Source organism: Acidobacteriota bacterium, assembly GCA_022340665.1.
Classification (GTDB): domain Bacteria; phylum Acidobacteriota; class Thermoanaerobaculia; order Thermoanaerobaculales; family Sulfomarinibacteraceae; genus Sulfomarinibacter.
This window is the reverse complement of the sequence record JAJDNM010000141.1, coordinates 68368-86463: the sequence shown is the minus strand read 5'-3', so window position 1 is coordinate 86463 and position 18096 is coordinate 68368. Positions and strand designations below refer to the sequence as shown.

At 60.3% G+C, this 18096-nt stretch carries 17 protein-coding genes; 4 read left to right on the top strand and 13 right to left on the bottom strand.

The genetic code is table 11. From position 1 onward, the window contains the following. Positions 1-74: 74 nt before the first annotated feature. From LJE93_15955 to LJE93_15900, 12 genes are all read right to left on the bottom strand, one after another. Positions 75-788, bottom strand: a complete 714-nt coding sequence (locus LJE93_15955) for a peroxiredoxin (GenBank protein ID MCG6950410.1) — start codon at positions 786-788, stop codon at positions 75-77. A 157-nt stretch (positions 789-945) separates the two neighbouring features. Then, positions 946-1383: a CGGC domain-containing protein gene (locus LJE93_15950; protein ID MCG6950409.1), complete on the bottom strand. Its 438-nt coding sequence runs from the start codon at positions 1381-1383 to the stop codon at positions 946-948. A 277-nt stretch (positions 1384-1660) separates the two neighbouring features. Beyond that, a complete protein-coding gene (locus tag LJE93_15945) occupies positions 1661-2911 on the bottom strand; it encodes a pyridoxal phosphate-dependent aminotransferase (GenBank protein MCG6950408.1) in 1251 nt (416 codons plus the stop codon). Positions 2912-2974: 63 nt separating this feature from the next. Then, positions 2975-3280 (bottom strand): hypothetical protein, encoded by a 306-nt coding sequence (locus LJE93_15940; protein ID MCG6950407.1) that lies wholly within the window; start codon positions 3278-3280, stop codon positions 2975-2977. A 9-nt stretch (positions 3281-3289) separates the two neighbouring features. Continuing rightward, entirely contained in the window at positions 3290-5266 is a 1977-nt protein-coding gene (locus LJE93_15935) for an NAD(P)/FAD-dependent oxidoreductase (protein MCG6950406.1), read from the bottom strand. Positions 5267-5431: 165 nt separating this feature from the next. Then, a complete protein-coding gene (locus tag LJE93_15930; protein ID MCG6950405.1) occupies positions 5432-6328 on the bottom strand; it encodes an ATP-binding protein in 897 nt (298 codons plus the stop codon). Continuing rightward, positions 6325-7167, bottom strand: coding sequence for an ATP-binding protein (locus LJE93_15925; GenBank protein ID MCG6950404.1), 843 nt, complete (start codon positions 7165-7167; stop codon positions 6325-6327). Before LJE93_15925 ends, LJE93_15930 begins: the two co-directional genes overlap by 4 nt. A gap of 21 nt (positions 7168-7188) precedes the next feature. Beyond that, complete coding sequence (locus tag LJE93_15920) at positions 7189-7662, bottom strand: NifB/NifX family molybdenum-iron cluster-binding protein (protein MCG6950403.1); 474 nt, start codon at positions 7660-7662, stop codon at positions 7189-7191. A 289-nt stretch (positions 7663-7951) separates the two neighbouring features. After that, complete coding sequence (locus LJE93_15915) at positions 7952-9151, bottom strand: lysine 2,3-aminomutase (GenBank protein ID MCG6950402.1); 1200 nt, start codon at positions 9149-9151, stop codon at positions 7952-7954. A 256-nt stretch (positions 9152-9407) separates the two neighbouring features. After that, entirely contained in the window at positions 9408-9647 is a 240-nt protein-coding gene (locus LJE93_15910) for a ferredoxin (protein ID MCG6950401.1), read from the bottom strand. 315 nt (positions 9648-9962) lie between these two features. After that, entirely contained in the window at positions 9963-10976 is a 1014-nt protein-coding gene (locus tag LJE93_15905; protein ID MCG6950400.1) for a radical SAM protein, read from the bottom strand. Positions 10977-11624: 648 nt separating this feature from the next. After that, entirely contained in the window at positions 11625-12986 is a 1362-nt protein-coding gene (locus LJE93_15900; protein ID MCG6950399.1) for a sigma 54-interacting transcriptional regulator, read from the bottom strand. A 235-nt stretch (positions 12987-13221) separates the two neighbouring features. Here LJE93_15900 and LJE93_15895 point away from each other — a divergent pair, with 235 nt between their 5' ends. Beyond that, complete coding sequence (locus tag LJE93_15895) at positions 13222-13704, top strand: DUF302 domain-containing protein (protein MCG6950398.1); 483 nt, start codon at positions 13222-13224, stop codon at positions 13702-13704. 50 nt (positions 13705-13754) lie between these two features. Here LJE93_15895 and LJE93_15890 read toward each other — a convergent pair whose 3' ends face one another. Beyond that, a complete protein-coding gene (locus tag LJE93_15890) occupies positions 13755-14255 on the bottom strand; it encodes a cyclic nucleotide-binding domain-containing protein (protein MCG6950397.1) in 501 nt (166 codons plus the stop codon). Between the two features lie 546 nt (positions 14256-14801). Between LJE93_15890 and LJE93_15885 the strand changes: the two genes are divergently transcribed. Genes LJE93_15885 through LJE93_15875 form a run of 3 tightly spaced genes read left to right on the top strand, consistent with a single transcriptional unit; the run spans position 14802 to position 18088 of the window. After that, positions 14802-16064 (top strand): WD40 repeat domain-containing protein, encoded by a 1263-nt coding sequence (locus LJE93_15885; GenBank protein MCG6950396.1) that lies wholly within the window; start codon positions 14802-14804, stop codon positions 16062-16064. A gap of 14 nt (positions 16065-16078) precedes the next feature. Next, a complete protein-coding gene (locus LJE93_15880) occupies positions 16079-16726 on the top strand; it encodes a nitrate reductase (GenBank protein ID MCG6950395.1) in 648 nt (215 codons plus the stop codon). A 42-nt stretch (positions 16727-16768) separates the two neighbouring features. After that, on the top strand, positions 16769-18088 hold the full coding sequence (locus tag LJE93_15875) for a (Fe-S)-binding protein (protein MCG6950394.1): 1320 nt from the start codon (positions 16769-16771) through the stop codon (positions 18086-18088). Positions 18089-18096: the final 8 nt, after the last annotated feature.

Genomic DNA, 18096 nt, shown 5'->3' with positions numbered 1-18096 from the left:
ATCACTTCATGCGCAGACAGCGTTGGCCTTCCGCGGGCAGTAACGCGTACCGCGTCGAGTGTATGCCGATGCTGCTATTCGTTCGGCTTCCACTCCTTCCATACGTTGCCCACGAGCCCCGGGCCGGGTTTCAGTACCGGGTCGCCCGGCATCCATCCGGCGGGCGTGGCCTCGGCACCGCCGCTGGCTCGCACCACCTGGTAGGCCTGGACCTGACGGATGGACTCGGCGATGCGCCGTCCGACCGGCGGAGTCAGCACTTCCATGGCTTGAATCACGCCGTCCGGATCGATGATGAACCGACCGCGCAGCTCGATTCCCTGGGATTCGTCGTAGACGCCGTAGGCTCTGCCGATGTTGCCCGCCTGGTCCGACAGCATGTGGAAAGGAATTCCGCCGTCGACCATTTTCGATAGCTCGTGGTCATTCCACATCTTGTGGACAAAGTGGCTGTCGACACTGACCGAGAAGACTTCCACACCGAGATCCTGGAGCTCCTGATACTTGTCGGCGACCGCCGACACTTCGGTCGCTCAAACGAAGGTGAAGTCGCCCGGGTAGAAGCAGAGCAAGATCCACTTTCCGAAGTAGTCGGAGAGCTGCACGTTGGTGAAACTTCCTTCGAAATACGCGGGTGCGTTGAAATCTGGTGCTTTCTGGCCCACGGTTGCTGCCATGAAATCCTCCTTGATGGGTTGATCTTCTGTTGGCGCTTCCGATGCCTCGGGCGCAGGCTCGCCCAAAACGGCCCCGGTCACTCGCGCGCATCCTTCGGGTGGATCTGCCATACGACCTCCTTGTGAATGGCCATGATACGACCTTGTCGGTTCTTCATCAAGTTATGTTCTTCGTTAAGTAACGTATTGTGAAATATGTCGTTTGTACGGATGCGCACACGAAAAAAGTGATCAACGTAGCGAGCTCCAAAAACAACCACCGGCGGCTTCAGTCATAACTTCTGCGCGTCGTCTCGTCGGTCAGGACCCACCGAATCTTTTCCCGCCAGGCCGGAGAAGCCCACGTCCCGAGGTTGTGGTGTGTTTCGTAGTAGTTCTGTGGAATGGGATGGGTTCCGAGTGCCACCTCCATGCCGTACTTCTCCTCGATGGACTTCCGAAAATCATCAATGAATGGGCACGGCGGATAGCCGACCAGGAAACCGGTGGCAAAATGGACCACCTCGACCCCGTTTTTCTTCATCTCACCAGGCGCATACTCGATGTTGCCTCCCGGGCAACCGTCGCAGGTCGTGTAACCCGCTAGCTCAACCTCCTCTCCCTCGTATCGTTTGAAGGCGCCCTGCCGCTCCCGGAGTGCTCGAAGGCACTTTCCACCAGCGCACCTCCGCCAACGGTCGCAAATGATGATGCCGATCTTTTTCATTCCGAATGCTCCTCTTCGTCGGGGTCGCCGAGTTTGTACGTCCTTTCAACCGCCGCGCGGTGGTGAGGGCCTCCCTCTCGAACCATCGGCGTTCCACACATCGGACACCGTTCTTCGAGACAGGGAGCGCCGGGGCGGTGGGCAGCGGTAGCGCCGCACCTGGGACAAACGCAACAGCCCCGGGGGCCCATGCCGAATCCCTCCGGGCGAATCATCGCGGCTCCGTGCCTACAACGACTCTCAATGCAGGATTCTCCTCTCACTCACATCCACATCTTCATCTCATGGCGTCGAGGACTTCGGGAAGACCGGCGGCCAACCTCTCGATACCGTCGACTGGAATGCCCGCATAGCCGAAACGGATACAGCGGGGCGCCCCGAATGCGCTGCCCGGTATGGCGCTGAAACGTCCCAGGTCGATGGCGGTGTCGATGACCGCGCCGTCGTCTTCTATGCCTTCTGGGAGGCGCGCGAGGAGCGCGATACCTCCCATGGGCAATCCGGCGTGACGGGATTCGATCTTGAAGCCGGCTGATTGGAGCACCTCGACGATTGCGTCCCGCCGAGTCCGGAGTTCCTCCCTGATGGTGGAGAGGACTCTCGGCGCTCTGCCGGTCTCGAGATCTGTAACGTCGGCTTCCAACATCTCCGTTGCCAGGCGCTGGCCGAGGACATTGGGTGACGATGAGGTGGATCGGATCAGTCGCGGCATCCACTCTCCGCAGAAAGTCGTGTCGGCACTGAGAATGTATCCGGTGCGGGCACCCGGAATCAGGTACTCCTTGGACGCGGCACCGACGACCAGCGTGCGTTCTGGCGCGAACTCGAGCAGGGTCCGCGGCGTTCCTTCGTAGCGGATCCAGTTGTAGACCTCGTCAGATACCAGAACGAGATCACGCTCTCGCGCGAGCTTTGCGAGCGACGCCAGTTCGTCATCGGAAAGCACGTCCCCGGTTGGGTTCGCGGGAAAGTTGACGAGCAGGGTCCGGATATTCGATTCCTCGATTGCGGCGCTCAGACCCTTCAAATCGAGGGTGCCGTCGGGCGCGAAGAAGTCGAGGGTTTTCGCCTCGCCGCCCGCGTGCGCGATGATATTGCGGTAGTTTCCCCAACAGAACCGCTGGACCCCGATGACGCGGCCAGGGGCGAGCAACCGCATCAAGATGGCAATACCCTCGGTGGCCCCGGACACGATTGCCACGTGGTCGGCCTCGAGCCCGTTCACCGGAAGCCCGTCGCGTCCGCACAAGTCGTATGCGAGGGTCCAGAAGCGTGCCACGAGACGACGCAACTCAGGCAGCCCGGAGGAGGGGCCGTAGTAGACCTCGCGATCCGGCATCACATCGACGACCTGCCCTTGGTCGCCGCGAACGAAACCCGGGTGCTTTGCGGCGGCTGCCTTCGCCCTGGCGGCGATCTGAGGGATCACTGGTGCCGAGATCACGGTATTCCGCATCGCCTGTGGCATGGCTTCCCATGCGAACCTGAGGATCGGTTGGGTGGCGTCATGCGCCGGAGCTGCGCTCATCGTCCCTCCTTGTGCCGTGTGCGCGCGCGCGAAAGCCGACGGGTGCCTCCCCGAGTCGGTCAATCACTCGAAATAGTTGATTTTGCATCCACATCCGTCCCACATCCGTTCGTATGTGCCGAGTCGGTTGTCGACAAAACTGTTGGCGTCCTCGATCGAGGCCATCCGGCGGGCGAGGGCATTGCCGTCCGGCGTCTCTTCTTGGACGAGGATCGCGCCGTCGACCGACAGAATGCGGATCCAGCCGGCGACACAGGTGTTGTCCTGACGAAGCACTTCGGCCGTTTCGAGGAGGTTCACCAGATTTTCGCGATCGACAGGAATCGGGGCCGGGGACTGGAGCTTGGCAACAAGCTCGTGACCATTCACAACGTCCTCCTACTGCGAGTCAACATCGACTCCTCCTCCAGGGGCCGTGCCGAATTCGTGCAGGACCGCTTCAGCTGCACGACGGCCTGCATGGGTTGCATCAAAAATCTGGCCGGGCTCGTTGGCGTCGCCGATCACCGTTACGGCCAGACCCGCAGCGCGCAGCCCCTCCGAGAGTGGGTCGTACGATTTGTGCCCGATCGACACCAGCACCGAGTCAAATCGACCGATGGACCTCTCGTGACCGTCGTCCGCATCCTCGACGAACGCTTCGCCCCCGTCCAAACGCAGGAGACGCGTCGTCGTGTGAATTGTCACGGGCAGCTTTTCAAGACGCTTCCGGGTCATCTTTCGGGTGATGGCTTCCATGTCTCGAGCCGTGTCATCGAGAAGCTCGACCACAACCACTTCGTGGTCCGCGAGACCGAGGTGTTCGGCCATTTCGATACCGACCAGACCGCCGCCTAGGATGAGCACCCTGGGGCCGACCTCACGATCTCCCCGGAGAACCTGCTCTGCTGTCAGCGGGTCATCGAGACCGGGGATTGGAGGAATGAAGGGGCTGGAACCAGTGGCCACGATAGTGTGGTCCGGCTCGAGGTCGATGATCGCGTCGACGGTGGCTTCGATGCCGGTTCGGACTTCCACTCCGATACGTTCGACCAGGCCGACAATCGATTGCAGGGGCCTGGCCATGGCATCCTTGCCGGTCGTGAGCGGCGCGAGCGTAAACTGTCCGCCGAGTGAATCTCGGCGCTCGAACAGCGTCACCCGGGCGCCGGCGCTGAAGCCGGTGAGCGCCGCTTCCATGCCGGCCGGGCCGCCGCCAACTACGACCAGCCGCAGAGTCGTGGACGTGACGAGTGGTGGCGCCTCTGTTTCCCGGCCGATCTCCGGGTTGACGATGCACCCTATGGGTCCGCCACCCTTGACCTTGGCCAGGCATCCCTGGAGGCAGGCCCCGCAGGAGATAATGTCCTCCTCACGCCCCTCCCGCATCTTTCGCGGCAGATCCGGATCGGCCACCAACGGTCGACCGAGCGCGATGACATCGGCCATGTTGGTTACCAGGATTTCACGCATGCGCTCCGGTTCGCCAAGCCTTCCGGCGGCGATGACCGGAATGGACACCGAACCGCGAATGCGGGCCGCCAGGCTTTCGTTGATGCCGGGCGGGAGGGCCATATGTTGGTAATACCAGGGAGGGCTGTCACATGCCGATCCGGTCACGACGTGGAGAGCGTGAACACCCCAGCGTTCGAGTCGTTTCGCCAGCTCGACGGCGTCTTCGATTCCCATGCCCCCTTCGATGTGTTCGTCGGCCGACAACCGGGCGGTGAAGGCCATCGTGTCACCGATGACGTCGCCGACCGTGGCGACCAACTCGCGAATGAAGCGCCAGCGGTTTTCACCCCCCGAACCGTAGTCATCTCTGCGTAGGTTTGTCCTGGGTGACAGAAACTGGGCCGGGAGATAGCCGAGGCCGAGTTGGACCTCAACGCCGTCGAAACCCGCTTCTCGTACTCGGCGGGCGGCATCGCCGTACGCCTTGAGGACGCCACCGATCCTCTCCCCGGACATCGGTTCCGGCGTGGCGCCGCTGGTCGGACACATCACCGCTGAGGGCGCTTCGGGCGCTCCACCGATGATCTTCGGGTTTGCGGCGCGCCCGGCGTGGTTGAGGTGGGCGAAAGCGAGCGAGCCATGCTCATGAATTGCGGCAACCACCCGGCGCAAGCCTCCGATCGCTGCATCATGATGAGCGGTGAGCTGTCGCGGATGCTCCCGGCCCTTGGGGTCCACGAAGAGCGGCTCGACGATGATCATCCCCGCTCCGCCTTCAGCCCGTCGCCGATAGTAGGCAACGTGTTTCGTACAGACCAGCCCGTCAGGTTCGCCGAGCGCGGTTTTGACCGGCGCCATGGCGAGGCGAGAGTGCATCTCGACAGGCCCGATTTGAATCGGCGTAAATGGTGTGATCGTCATCGATAGATCCGCAGCATGCGAGTGGTGGACGGCAATCCGCTGCCAGCTGGGACCAAAATCCTCAAAATGGCCTCCTCGCTCCGGTGTGTCCTGGTGAAAAGTGCATCGTGACCTGCTCGTCGAAGGCTAGAGAGAGGCTCGGTCTTGGAATCCTGTTTCATGTCTTCATGCCTCCGAAACGTAGAGTTCCTCTTCGTCGAACGCCGCCTGAAGGTTTTGCCAGACCTCGGTGATGTCCGCTGCCGCGCCGTTTCTCGAGTGCTCGATTACGGACACACCCTGGATCTGTGCCTGGGTGACAGCGGGGTCGAAACGAATGCGCCCGACCAGCTCGGCCCCCAGCTTCTGCGAGTGCTTTTCGGCCTGCATGGCAATTTTTTCGTTGATGTCAAATCGGTTGACGACGGCCTTCGTGGGAATTCCAAAATGGCTCGTGAGACGGATGACCCGTTCGAGATCGTGGAGGCCGCTGAGAGTCGGCTCGGTCACAACGAGCACGAGGTCTGCACCGGTGATCGATGCGATGACGGGGCAGCCAATGCCGGGAGAGCCGTCGATAAGCACGAGATCGATGTCCCTATTCTTGGCGACATTTCGTGCCTCGGATCTGAGGAGGCTCACCAACTTGCCCGAGTTCTCACCGGCCGCCTTGAGGCGCGCGTGGACCATGGGCCCGAGACGGGTTTCGGAGAGGTACCATTCGCCATCGATCGTGTTGACGAGATCGATTGCACCTTCGGAACAAAACCACGCGCACACCCCACACCCTTCGCAGGCAATGGGGTCGACCGAGGTTGTTGAAGCATCAGAGTTGATGGCTTCGAACCGACAGAGGTCTTCACAGATGCCGCAATTTGAGCACCGGTCGCTGTCGATCAACGCACGCTTGCCGCCCCGGAAATCATGGCGGGCCACGAGCGATGACCGCACCACCAGGTGCAGATCTGCAGCGTCCACATCGCAATCAGCCAGAACCGCCGTTTTGGCGAGTGACGCAAACGACGCTACGAGTGATGTCTTGCCAGTTCCTCCCTTGCCGCTAATGACCACAAGCTGCTTCATTTCGAATCCTCGATATGTTTCAGTAGGGAGCGGAACCGTTCACGAATTTGCGCGTCCTTCTCCGATGCCAGCTCGCCTCGCGAGTAGGCCTCTGCGACGCGCCGACTGTCCGGGAACTCCGCAACAATCTCGACGCCCTTGTGGCGGCAGAATTCTTTCATCGCGGAGCCGTTCAACCCGGCTCTGTTGATCACGACCTCGCAGGGGATCCCGAGACTTTGCACGGTCTCCAGGGCGAGCTCGAGATCGTGAAGGCCGAAGGGCGTTGGTTCTGTTACGAGCAGCACGTGATCGCACCCTCGGACGGCCTCGACGACCGGACATGCCGTTCCCGGTGGGGCGTCGACAACCACCAGATCAGCTTCGGCAGCCTCCTCCTTGACGGCGCGGATGACCGGTGGGCTCATCGCTTCGCCGATGTTGAGAAGGCCCTGAAAGTACCGCAGGGACCCGGTATGGCCAGCCATCAGGGAGGCAATCACGCGAGGGACCTCGGTGATGGCCGAGAGCGAACAGACCAGGTTACAGCCGCCGCAGGAATGGCAGAGCTCGGGGAAGAGCAGTACCTTCTGGCCCACACAGAGAATGGCACTGAACTGGCAGATTTCGCCACACTGCCCACAAAGATCGCAGACAACGGGATCGACCCTGGGCACGGGCACGGAAACCGGTTTTCGCCAGTCCGCGATGGGTTTCAGAAAGATCTGGCCGTTGGGTTCCTCGACATCGCAGTCGAGGTAGACTACGGACTTTTTCTGCTCCGCCGCCACCCAGGCCAGATTCGTCGCCACGGTGGTCTTGCCGGTCCCACCTTTGCCGCTTGCTATTGCAACTCTCACGAAGGCCCTCTCCCGAATCAATCAGTTTTTCGGTGTTTTCGCGGCGCCCATTCCCCTGCCGCGCCCCCTTCCGGATCCGCCGCCCATGCCAAAGCTCGCTCCCCGGCCTTTTCCCCTTCCGCCTCCGGGCGTGAAGATGCCAGGTGTCGGGATGGAGTCGTTGTTCGCGGGAGGTTTACCGCCATCAGCGGCGAATTTCTCCACCGCCTGGCGGACCGTGCCGCTGCATCCGGTGACGATCCCGATCCCGGCTGCAGCCAGGGTGTCGGTGGCGTTAGGACCGCATCGACCGGTGAGAACAACCGAGACACCCGTGTCGATCACCAGGCGCGCCGCCTGGATTCCGGCACCGGAACCACGCTGGGCGTGGATGTTCTCGACCATGTCGTGGTTGGTTCCCTCCAGGTCGGTAATGACAAAGCAGGGGCACCTTCCGAACCTTTCGTCCATCGGCGCGTCGAACGAGGCGTTGGTTGCACTGATCGCGATCCTCATCCTCTCTCCCTTCATTCGCTTGTATTCCGAGGTTCGAAAGTGGCGTTGACAGCGATGCAAATCCGGCGAGGAGAGGGTTGTTCGACATCGCCTGTCAGCCACAACCGGCTCTCAATGCAACGACCCTGCCAACGTCGGGTGACCGAGTGCGGCGTGGGTCGCCACATGAGAGAACGGCTCATGAGTAGGATTTCGAGGCGTTATCAACGACATGAGAATGCAGAATGCAATGTTGAGCCGTACACGAGGGGCGCATTTTGCGCTGTTTCCGTGTGAGAAAGCCTGCGAGTCAGGATGCATCGGCCGAAGCCATGCCCTGAAGCGGCCGCTCGAAGAAGAACTCGCGCATGCCAAATACGGGCTCGAGCTGGTCGAGCCACGTCGCACGGGGATCGAAGCGGGCGAAGAACACGCGGTTGACCCATGCGGGGTCGCGGCCCTGAATCATCTTCAGCACGAAGACCTTCTGGCCGTTGATTGTGGTGATGGCGTCGAGCAGGACTTTCCCGGGAGCGGCCGACATGATGGGGCCCCGGACAGTCCGGGCGAGGCCGGAGACTCGAGTAAATGCATCCGAGAAAACTCGCAAGGCCTCCGCCAGAGGAACCTCGAAGTAGGATCGCGGACCGGTATTTCGCGCGATGAAAAGATAGTAGGGAACCGTCCCGAGGCGAATCTGTTCACGCCACATCTCGGCCCACACCGCGGAGTCGTCATTGATGTGACGGATCAGAGGCGCCTGGCAACGCACGACAGCGCCAGCATCCTGCACTCGGCGGAGAGCGTTCCTCGCGGCACGGGTTCGAAGCTCCCGCGGGTGGGAGAAATGGGCCATCAGGGCGAGCTGACGGCCGCTGCGCCGGACCTCTTCGAATAGATGCAATAGGTCGTCCGCGTCGCGGTCGGTCGTGAAGCGATACGGCCAGTAGGAAAGCGATTTGGTGCCGATGCGGATAGTCGTGATGTGGTCCAGCTTTTCGCTGAGCAGGGGCTCTATGTTCCTCCGAAGGACCGCGGTGCTCATGAACAGTGGGTCTCCGCCGGTCACCAGGACGTCAGTGATCTCGTTGTGAACTCGAAGATAGTGAAGCAAATGGTCGATCTCATGCGTCGCGAACTTGAGGCGTTCGATGCCCACGAACTGTGGCCAGCGGAAGCAGTAGGTACAGAAGGCGTGGCAGGTCTGCCCGGCGGACGGAAAGAAAAGCACGGTTTCGCGGTACTTGTGTTGGCATCCCGGTAGTTTCTCGCCGTCAACGGCCGGCACGTTGAGCTCGATTTGCCCGGCGGGATGAGGGTTCATCCGCATCTGGATCTTCCGCGCACAGCCCGTGACGGCGTCCGGGTCAGCCCCGGTTACCAGCAGCCTGTGGAGCTGAAGAAAGTCGGCACGATCCAACATCCCGGCCTGTGGGAACGTCAATTGAAAGATGGGATCGGAAGGAATGTCGTTCCAGTCGATCAACTCGTCGAGCACGTAGTCGTTCACCCGAAAGGGCAGGACAATGGAGGCTACTCTGAGGGAGGTCAACTGGTTTGTTGAGAGCCGACCGAGTTGCCGGATCCGGCTGATATGTCTGCGGCCGTAGGCCTTGAATCTGGGCCGAGAGCTGCTGGATCCCGCTTCGATTGGTCTCCTCGAACCACCAGGCCCAAGGCGCCTCAGGGCGGGGCGAGGCCCGATATCCGCTTGGATCAATTCACGGGATGGATCCTGGCCGACTCTATTCACGGATCCTCACTTGCTACGGCTCTTCACCGTCGTTCCCGATCGCTTCCACTGGACACGACTCCATGGCCTCCTGGCACTGGGCCTCCTCCTCTTCGTTCTCGGGCTGCTTGAAGACGTAGGAGTAGCCCTCGTCCTCGTTGGCCATGAAGTTTTCGGGCGCAGTCTCTCGGCAGACGTCACAGTCGATGCAGTTCGAATCGACGTAGTACTTGCCGGAGACATTGCTCTCGACCTTGTCCGTCCGGTCTGCCATTGTTCCGTTCCTCCGCACAGCTGATGTGGCGGGCTGAGACCCCGACTCGTGAACGACTCACAGACCCCGCCTGCCCAGTAAGAAGCAAGACTGATGCCGAGTGTTCAAGAACACGCGGCTGAAACGGGCACACCGTCTTCGGGATCCTGCCAGCACGCAGTACCTCAACATTGCACGGTTGGCAAGGTTGGAGGAGAAGCGATTTGCGTGGTTTCCCACCTTGTCTACGGCTTCGAACCATCGGTCTGTCGGTCGTCACGTTGGACGAGGCATCGGCCAAACCACACGCGAGCGAGCCGTTGAACGTCGCTGCATTCAGGCCGGGGCACCCAAGGTGGTGTGAGCCACGCCCGGGTCCCGGTTCCGAACCGCGCTCGGCCCCTGGTCCGAAAAGTGGGTATCCGCGGCGCACCAAAATCGTTTCCCGTACCGTTCAATGATCTTGATCTTGCCGCTTTCGGTGAAGGCGGCGAGGGTTTCCAAGACCCGTCCGGGTACCCAACGTTCGAGGGAACGAACGATCTCAATCTCCTGCAGGGGGTGACGAGAAACGATCCTCAGGACGGCCTCCTCGAGCTCGCCGTCGAACCCGGTTTCCACGTTGACTTCGATGGGATGCAGCACCTTGGCGATGCTTCCAAAGACAGCGGAGGCACGCTCCAATCCCCCTCGATCCGGGATCTCCACCCACTGTTCGGCGGGAGGGCGGGTCGGCGTCGAGATGTGGATCTCATCGGGATCGACGCGTTCCAGAACCGTGGCGATGTCCCGTAGAGCCTCCGGAGAATCGTTGATGCCGCCCAGGAGCATGACCTCCACCCAGAGACGCCCTCCATACTCTCTCCGAAACTTTGTCAATCCATCAATGTGCTGTTGATATGAGAAGTCGCGGTGGGGACGGTTGATCCTGGCGTACAGCGTTTCCGAGCCCGCATCAAGGCTTGGAAGGACAGCATCTGCGGCCGCCAACGCCTTCCGAACTTCCGGAAGGTAGAAGAGAGAGCCGTTTGTGATCACCGCCACTGGCAGCTCGGATATTGATTTGACGTACCGGATGAGAGAGCCGAGACGGGAGAACAGCGTGGTTTCACCTGATCCGACGAAGGTGATCCAGTCGATGGAGTCAGATCCCTCATGGCTCAACGTGGTCGCAACCTCCGCCAGCATGTCACTCACGCTGAAGAATGCCCTCCTTTTTCGTGCCAGTGGTTGGGTTCGACCCAGCTGGCAGTAGACACAGCTGAAGTTGCAGGTCTTCAACGGCACCGGGTCGATGCCGAGGGACCGCCCGAGACGGCGAGACGGTACGGGTCCAAACACGTGTTTCATCGCCTCTCCTCCAGATTCGATCGCTACCTCATTTGGAACCTCGAGCGTTCAACCGCAGAGGAGTGGATTTCCTCTTCGGAGTACGGTTCGTGCGCGAGAATCCCGGTGAACGGAAGTCATTCAGCACTGTGTCACCGGATGCTATTGCACGGACAATTTCCCGGAAGGTGCCACAGGTATCAGCAACGACCTCAATGCCTGATGCGCGCAGGCTTTTCTCGAGTGGCCCGGAGATGGCCGCGCAGATCAGGAGGTCGATGCCGAGCTTGGCCAGTTTCGAGGGACGCCAATCGTTCTCGAGGACGAAGCTCTCCTCGTGCGTGATCGTTCCGGCGCTGATGTCTGCTATGCGAATCGACGTCGAAACGTCGAACACGGGCGAGACTCGGTTATTCCAGACGGGAATCGCGATTCTCATAGCATCTGAGTTGTCTGCAACCTCGATGCCAGGCCTCGTCGCGCAATTAATGTTTAGAAATTAGAGTCGGATCAGGGCCAGCACTGCGTTTCCTTGGAGAAGGACGCGAGTGCCAGATGCGAAACGCGGCTGAAGCCAAACTCGAAATAGTGCATTCCGCCCAGTTTTGATTCTGATTGTGGACATTCGCCGGCAATCGAGTGCCGGCCGAAATTGGCGCTAAGCATTCTCTATTTCCTGTGACTCCGGCCGTCCCGGGCGGGTGCGTCAATGTCGAGATCCCTGATCTTCCTGCGCAACGTTGTCGGGTGAATGCCGAGCTCGGCCGCTGCCGCCTTGCGGCTGCCGTCGTGACGTCGGAGCGCATCGGCAATGTGGAGGGCTTCAATCGACTTCAGGGTTGCCCCGGGACGAACCTCCGCAGTCGCCAATCCGGCTCCTTCAAGGATCTCCTGAGGCAGGTGCCTGAGCTCGATCAAACCACTTCGGCACAAGACGAATGCGTGCTCGATCGCGTTCTCCAGCTCCCTGGCGTTGCCAGGGAAATCCCAACGCATGAGCACGTTCAGAACCTCGTCCGACACTCCTGCCACGTCTTTGTTCTGGATCGCGTTGAACCTGGAGATGAAGTGGTTTGTGAGGAGAGGAATGTCCTCTCGCCGGTCGCGAAGAGGTGGAAGGTCGACCCTGAAGACATTGATCCTGTAGTAGAGATCTTCTCGGAAAACTCCCTTTTGGACGAGCGTTGCGAGATCACGGTGGGTGGCTGTAATGACCCGAACGTTGACGTCGATGGGATCGACCGAACCCAACGGTTCGTATACGCGCTCTTGCAGCACCCGCAGCAGCCGAACTTGCATCGCTGGCGAAATGTCACCAATCTCATCCAGCAGAATGGTGCCTCCATCCGCGATCGCAAACCGCCCGGGTTTGTCCCGTCGGGCGTCGGTGAAGGCGCCCGCCTTGTGGCCAAAAAGCTCCGATTCCAGCAGAGTGTCCGGCAGGGCACCGCAGTTGATGGCGACGAATCGCCCTTTGCTTCTCGGCGAGAGATTGTGGATGGCTCGAGCGACCAGCTCCTTTCCTGTGCCGCTGGCGCCACGAATCAGGACTGTGCTGTCGCTGTCCGCTACCACCGGCAAGAGGTCGAAGAGCGACTGCATTGCCGGACTCCTGCCGATGATGTCGCTGAAGGTGTAGCGGCCCTCGAGCTCCTTGCGGAGATCTTCCACCAGGCTGAGGTCGCGAAAGGTCTCGACACCGCCCACTATCTCGCCATCGGCGTCCCGAAGGATTGCCGTGGAAATGCTGATGGGGATCTGCCGTCCCTCAGCGTCGATGATGTAGATAGCCTTGTTGACGATTGGCTGCCGATTCTGGATCGTCTGCCGGAGGGCACACTCGGTCTCGCAAATGCTGGCCCGAAACACGTCGCAGCACCGCGCACCGAGTGCCTCGTCGTGAGAAACTCCAGTGATCCGCTCCGCGGCTTTATTGAACGACGTGATGCGCCACTCTGTGTCGACGGTGAAAACCCCGTCGTTCACACTGTCGAGGATGGTCTGCGCCGCTTCCGGGTTTTCGTAGTACATCCTGAGTCAATCCCTTGCTGGTCACCCGTACCGACAGTCCTGCGTTGGTTTACAGGGTTCTGCATGCTTGGCTTGCAGAAGCCAACAGCGATGATTATCGCTGTTGCCGGTGGAATCGTCGAATCCAATTCGGCGGCAGGATCTTACTGTGTCCGAATGGTCAAATTTAAGCATCTTCTAATATCTTGATATAGTTATGCAAATTTGCGAAGATGTTCGTGGGGGAGGAGGAGAGATGACTGCATCGATAGCTCTGGTGGTTGGCGTCATTGTCGGGATCCTGATTTCGATTCTCGCGACCGTCTTGACCATGCGTTCGAAAATGGTGGTGCCGGAGCGAAGCTCCAAATCCTTCCAGGCGACCTGCGAGGCCGTGGAGGAGGTGGTGCCTGCAGCCGAAGGTTGGAGCTTCCCGATGGAGAGCTTCGACATGGCGACAAAGCTGAAGGCCAAGGGCGGACTTCCCGACAACGTGCAGCGGATCCGCCTCTACTTCTTGTGCAATCCGAAGGTGGCCAAGGTGGTCCTCGGGGCCGAGCCGAAGCTCTCGGCAATCATGCCGTGCTCGTGGTCGGTTTACGAGCTGGCTGACGGATCGGTGTGGGTTTCGCATATGAACATCTCGATGATGTCGAAAATGATGGGCGGTGTTGTCGGCAGCTCGATGGGCGAGGTCGCCCAGGCCGATGAGAGATTCCTGGAACAAGTACTTCACTGATCACGGGCTCTCGAACAGAGCCTTGCCCGCAGCTCAGTGAAGTCAGTTCATCAGGCTGGGACGGCGGTCCTCGCTGGCTGGGTCTGAACGCTCTCGAGCGGCAGATTCATGACGATCGACTGCAGCTTCTTCATGGTGTCGATGTAGCGGTTGAAGTAGATCCGCGAGATCTGTGTCTGGATGGTGTAGCCCATCAAGAGGTCCTGGTCCATGAGTTCCTTGAGTGTCGCCGATTCGATTTTCAGGAGCTTGGAGTCGCGCGTACATTGCGCGTCGAGCGAGTAATCCACAAACTGAAAGCACACACAAGAACCGAAGATCGCTCCCTTGGTGAGTTCGTCGATCTGGATACTCACCCCGGATTGACCCGGCAGTCGCAGTGAGACCTGACCCTCGAGAACAACGAAAAAGTGGTCAGCCTTCGTACCCCGCTGGTAGATGGCCTCACCGGCCTGGTACTCCATGACTTCGGCGACGTCACTGATCGCCCTCAATTGTTCGGGGCGCAGATACTGGAACACCCCTTGTCCTTCGAGCCTTTCGAGCTTCATCCGAACCTCCTTTCTGTTCGCATCAGTTGGTTGTGGCCTCTTGTTCTGCATGGTCCGTGCCAACAATTCCCGATGCGGCCATCGATTGGCGCTCTGTTGCCACCTTGATGATTCGATGGGATCGCGCGTATCTCGTGGAGATTTGCAGAAACGTCCGGCCGATACAGCGAATTTACCCTTGCCGTAATGGTTGTTTTCGAGAACCGCGCGAGAATGCGGACGACGAGTGGCGTGACAGGCGCCGTCGGGGACGATCGGCCCGCGCGCCGGCCGGCACTCCGATACCAGTCGGGAGTGCGCAGAATGAAACCGCGGCTCCCTCATATTATTGCAAATTGCGATAGTGCTGATTCAAAAGAATCGCATTATGCAATCTTAGGAGCAGACCCCCGCCAACCTATCTTTCGGCTAACTCTTCCAAACAATTGATTTGATTCAATTTTGTTGACGCGTCATGGCTATGGCACGGCGGTTGCAGCGGCTGGCGCCCAATAACGGGCGAACGCCCGGTCGCAGCGTGGGCCTCGACGCGAAGGGAGCGCCGCAATGGTCGATCGCGAACAATGGAACTGGAATACGGGGAAGAAGCTCGTTTGTGATCTCCGCGAGGTTGAGAACCGGTTTGACCAGGTTCACGAGTGGATAGTGAGCCCCGACGGGGAATGCATTGCAGCTCCGGTCGTGACAGCTCCAGACGTGTTTCGGGTCTCGGTCAACGGTGAGCTGTGGGATGGCGAGTTCGAAAAGGCCTGGCACCTCGTGTTCGCTCCCGATGGAAGGCTGACGGCGCTGGTCCGCATTGACGACGAGTGGACCGTGGCCATCGACGGAGTCCCCTGGGAAGAACGCTGGGAGTTCGCCTGGAATCCCGTCTTCAACCGCGACGGCAGCGTCATCGCGGTCCAGATCAAGGACAACATGGAGTACACGGTCGCGGTCAACGGCCGCGCATGGGAGCAGCGATTCCACTCATCGAGAGGTCTCGCTGTCAGTAGGGAAGGCAACCGCGTGGCCGCTGTGGTCCAGGTCGAGCCACTTGCCGAGGCAGACATTTTCGGCTTCATGGAGGGGACGTGGAGTGTGGCGGTGGATGGGGAGCCCTGGAAACAGAAATTCATCAATGTGTACGGACCGGTCATCAGCGCCGACGGTGAAAACGTGGCGGTGGAGGTCCGGCTCGATATCTGCGAGTACACCCTGGCCCAAAATTCGGAAACCTGGGACAGCCGCTTCGGATGTGTCTGGGAACCCGTCTATCGGCCGAATGGACGAGGGTTGGTGGCGCCGGTCCGTTCGAAAGGGTCTTGGACCATCGCCGAGAACGGCAGCCTGATCTGGCAAAGCCGTTTCATGCAGCTGTGGAATCAGCGGCTGAGTGCCGACGGGACCCGTATTGCTGCCGTTGTAGCTGACAGCTTCGGGTCGTGGACGGTCGCGGTCGACGGACGGGCTTGGTCGACATCGTTTAATGACCTCGTTCTGCCGCCGGTCTTTTCACCGGACGGCCGTCGGGTTGCGGCCGGTGTCCGCCACGACGCAGCGTGGAACGTCGCGGTCGATGGAGCTCCGTGGCCCGAGACCTACGACATGGTGTGGGATCCCGTCTTCACGCCCGATGGCGACCGTGTGCTGGCCAAGGTCGAGCGCGAAGGACGTTTTGCCGTCGCGATCGACGGTGTGGTCCGCGGTCAGTGGTACGAGGGGATGTGGGAGCCGGTGATCAGCAGCGATGGCCAGCGGTTGTTGGTTCGGGCGGTCGATCAGGGTGTCTACACACGTCACGTGATGCAGCTGAACGAGATGAGCTGATGATGGGAGGCAGCATGTGGGAATTCGTCAGCGGCCCGCTCGTGTGGATCGCCTTCGCCGGCTTGTTCGGCGGGCTCGCCTATCGGCTTGTGACGATGGCCAAGCTGGCGCACCGAGAAAGGGTCGTCTACCCGACACTCGACGCCAAGTACGGAGCACGATCGCTGCTCCACTGGCTGATCCCGTTTGCCGGACGCAAGATGCGTCTCAAACCCCTGTACACGATCATCTCCTTCGGATTTCATATCTGTCTCCTGCTCACACCACTGCTGGTCGCAGGCCATGTCCTGCTCTTCGAGCAGTCGTGGGGATTCAGATGGTGGACGCTGCCGGAAGAATGGGCGGACGGGATGACGTTGGTGGTGATTGCCGCCTGCGTGTTCTTCATCCTCAGGCGCCTTCTGCTGCCGGAAGTCCGCAACGTGACCTATCCCTCGGACTTCTTCCTGGCCGGTCTGGTGCTGATGCCGTTCGCCACCGGATATATCGCCCACCAGCAGTGGCTGCCGTACCGACCAATGCTGATTGTCCACGGGCTGTCCGGCGCCCTGTGTCTGCTGTTGATCCCATGGACGCGGCTGGTCCACCTGCTGTGGTTCGCCTTCACCCGCGCCTTCATGGGTTCGGAGTTCGGATCCGTACGTCACGCGAGGGACTGGTGATGAGTTGGCGAATTCGACCGAAAGGGACTGGAGCACAACGGCATGGCTGATCTGCAGGACATACAGGTCATCGACCCGGGAGTCGACGAGAACATCGCGAAGCTGACCCCGGAGAGGATCGAACACACCATCAACAAGGTTTTGACCGAGGAGTGCGGCGCCAGGCTGCAGGTCTACCTCGAAACCTGCGTTCACTGCGGGCTGTGCGCAGAGGCCTGCCAGAGCTATGTCTCGCGCAACGGCGACCCCGACTACGCGCCTGTGGCCAAGGTCAAGGACACCTTGTGGGAGATGGTCAAACGCAAGGGCAAGGTGGATGGCGAGTTTCTCCATAACGCGGCGCGCATCGCCTACATTGATTGTGGAGCGTGCCGCCGCTGCAGCATGTACTGCCCGTTCGGTATCGATATCTCCTATCTGATCATGACCGTCCGCCGGATCCTCAACCTTCTCGGGGTTGTTCCCCAGTACCTCCAGGACACAACCAACAGTCACGCTGTGACCATGAACCAGATGTGGGTGCAGCAGGATGACTGGATCGACACCCTGATATGGCAGGAAGAGGACGCACAGGCGGAGCTCGCAGGTACTCGCATCCCGCTCGACAAGACCGGAGCGGAGATCATGTACTCGGTGATCGGGCCAGAACCCAAGATCCTCGCTCAGCTGATTGCCAACATGGCCATCATCTTCAAGGTTGCCGGCGCCGACTGGACGATGCCGTCGACCGACGGTTGGGACAACTCCAACATGGCGATGTACTCGGGCGACTTCGAAACCATGGGCCGGGTCGAGCGCCTGCACTGGGAGCGGGCGATGCAGCTCAAGGTCAAACGGGTGGTGATGGGAGAGTGTGGCCACGCCTACCGCGGTGCGGTCTACGACGGACCGCGATGGCTGGGCTGGACCAAACCACCCATCCCTATGGTGCACGCAGTGGAGTACTACTACGAGCTGATCAAAAGCGGCCGCATCAAGATTGCGCGCAAGATCGAGGAGCCGGTAACGGTCCAGGACCCGTGCAACATCGTCCGCGGCCGCGGCCTGCACGACAAGCTTCGATATGTGGTGAACGCGATTTGCGAGGACTTTCGGGACATGGAGCCGCGCTATGAGCACAACTACTGCTGCCAGGCGGGGGGTGGTCTGATCAACTGTGGCCCGCCCTGGAAGCTGTCACGCATGAAGAGCAACAAGGTCAAGGCTGAGCAGATCGCAGAGACCGGGGCCCACACCGTGATCACGCCGTGCCATAACTGCCACTCGGGCATCGAGGACATCATCGGTTACTACAAGCTCGGCTGCCACGTTTCGTTCATCAGCGAGATGCTTGTCAAGACCATCGAAATGCCGGAAGCGTGAGGGGGATG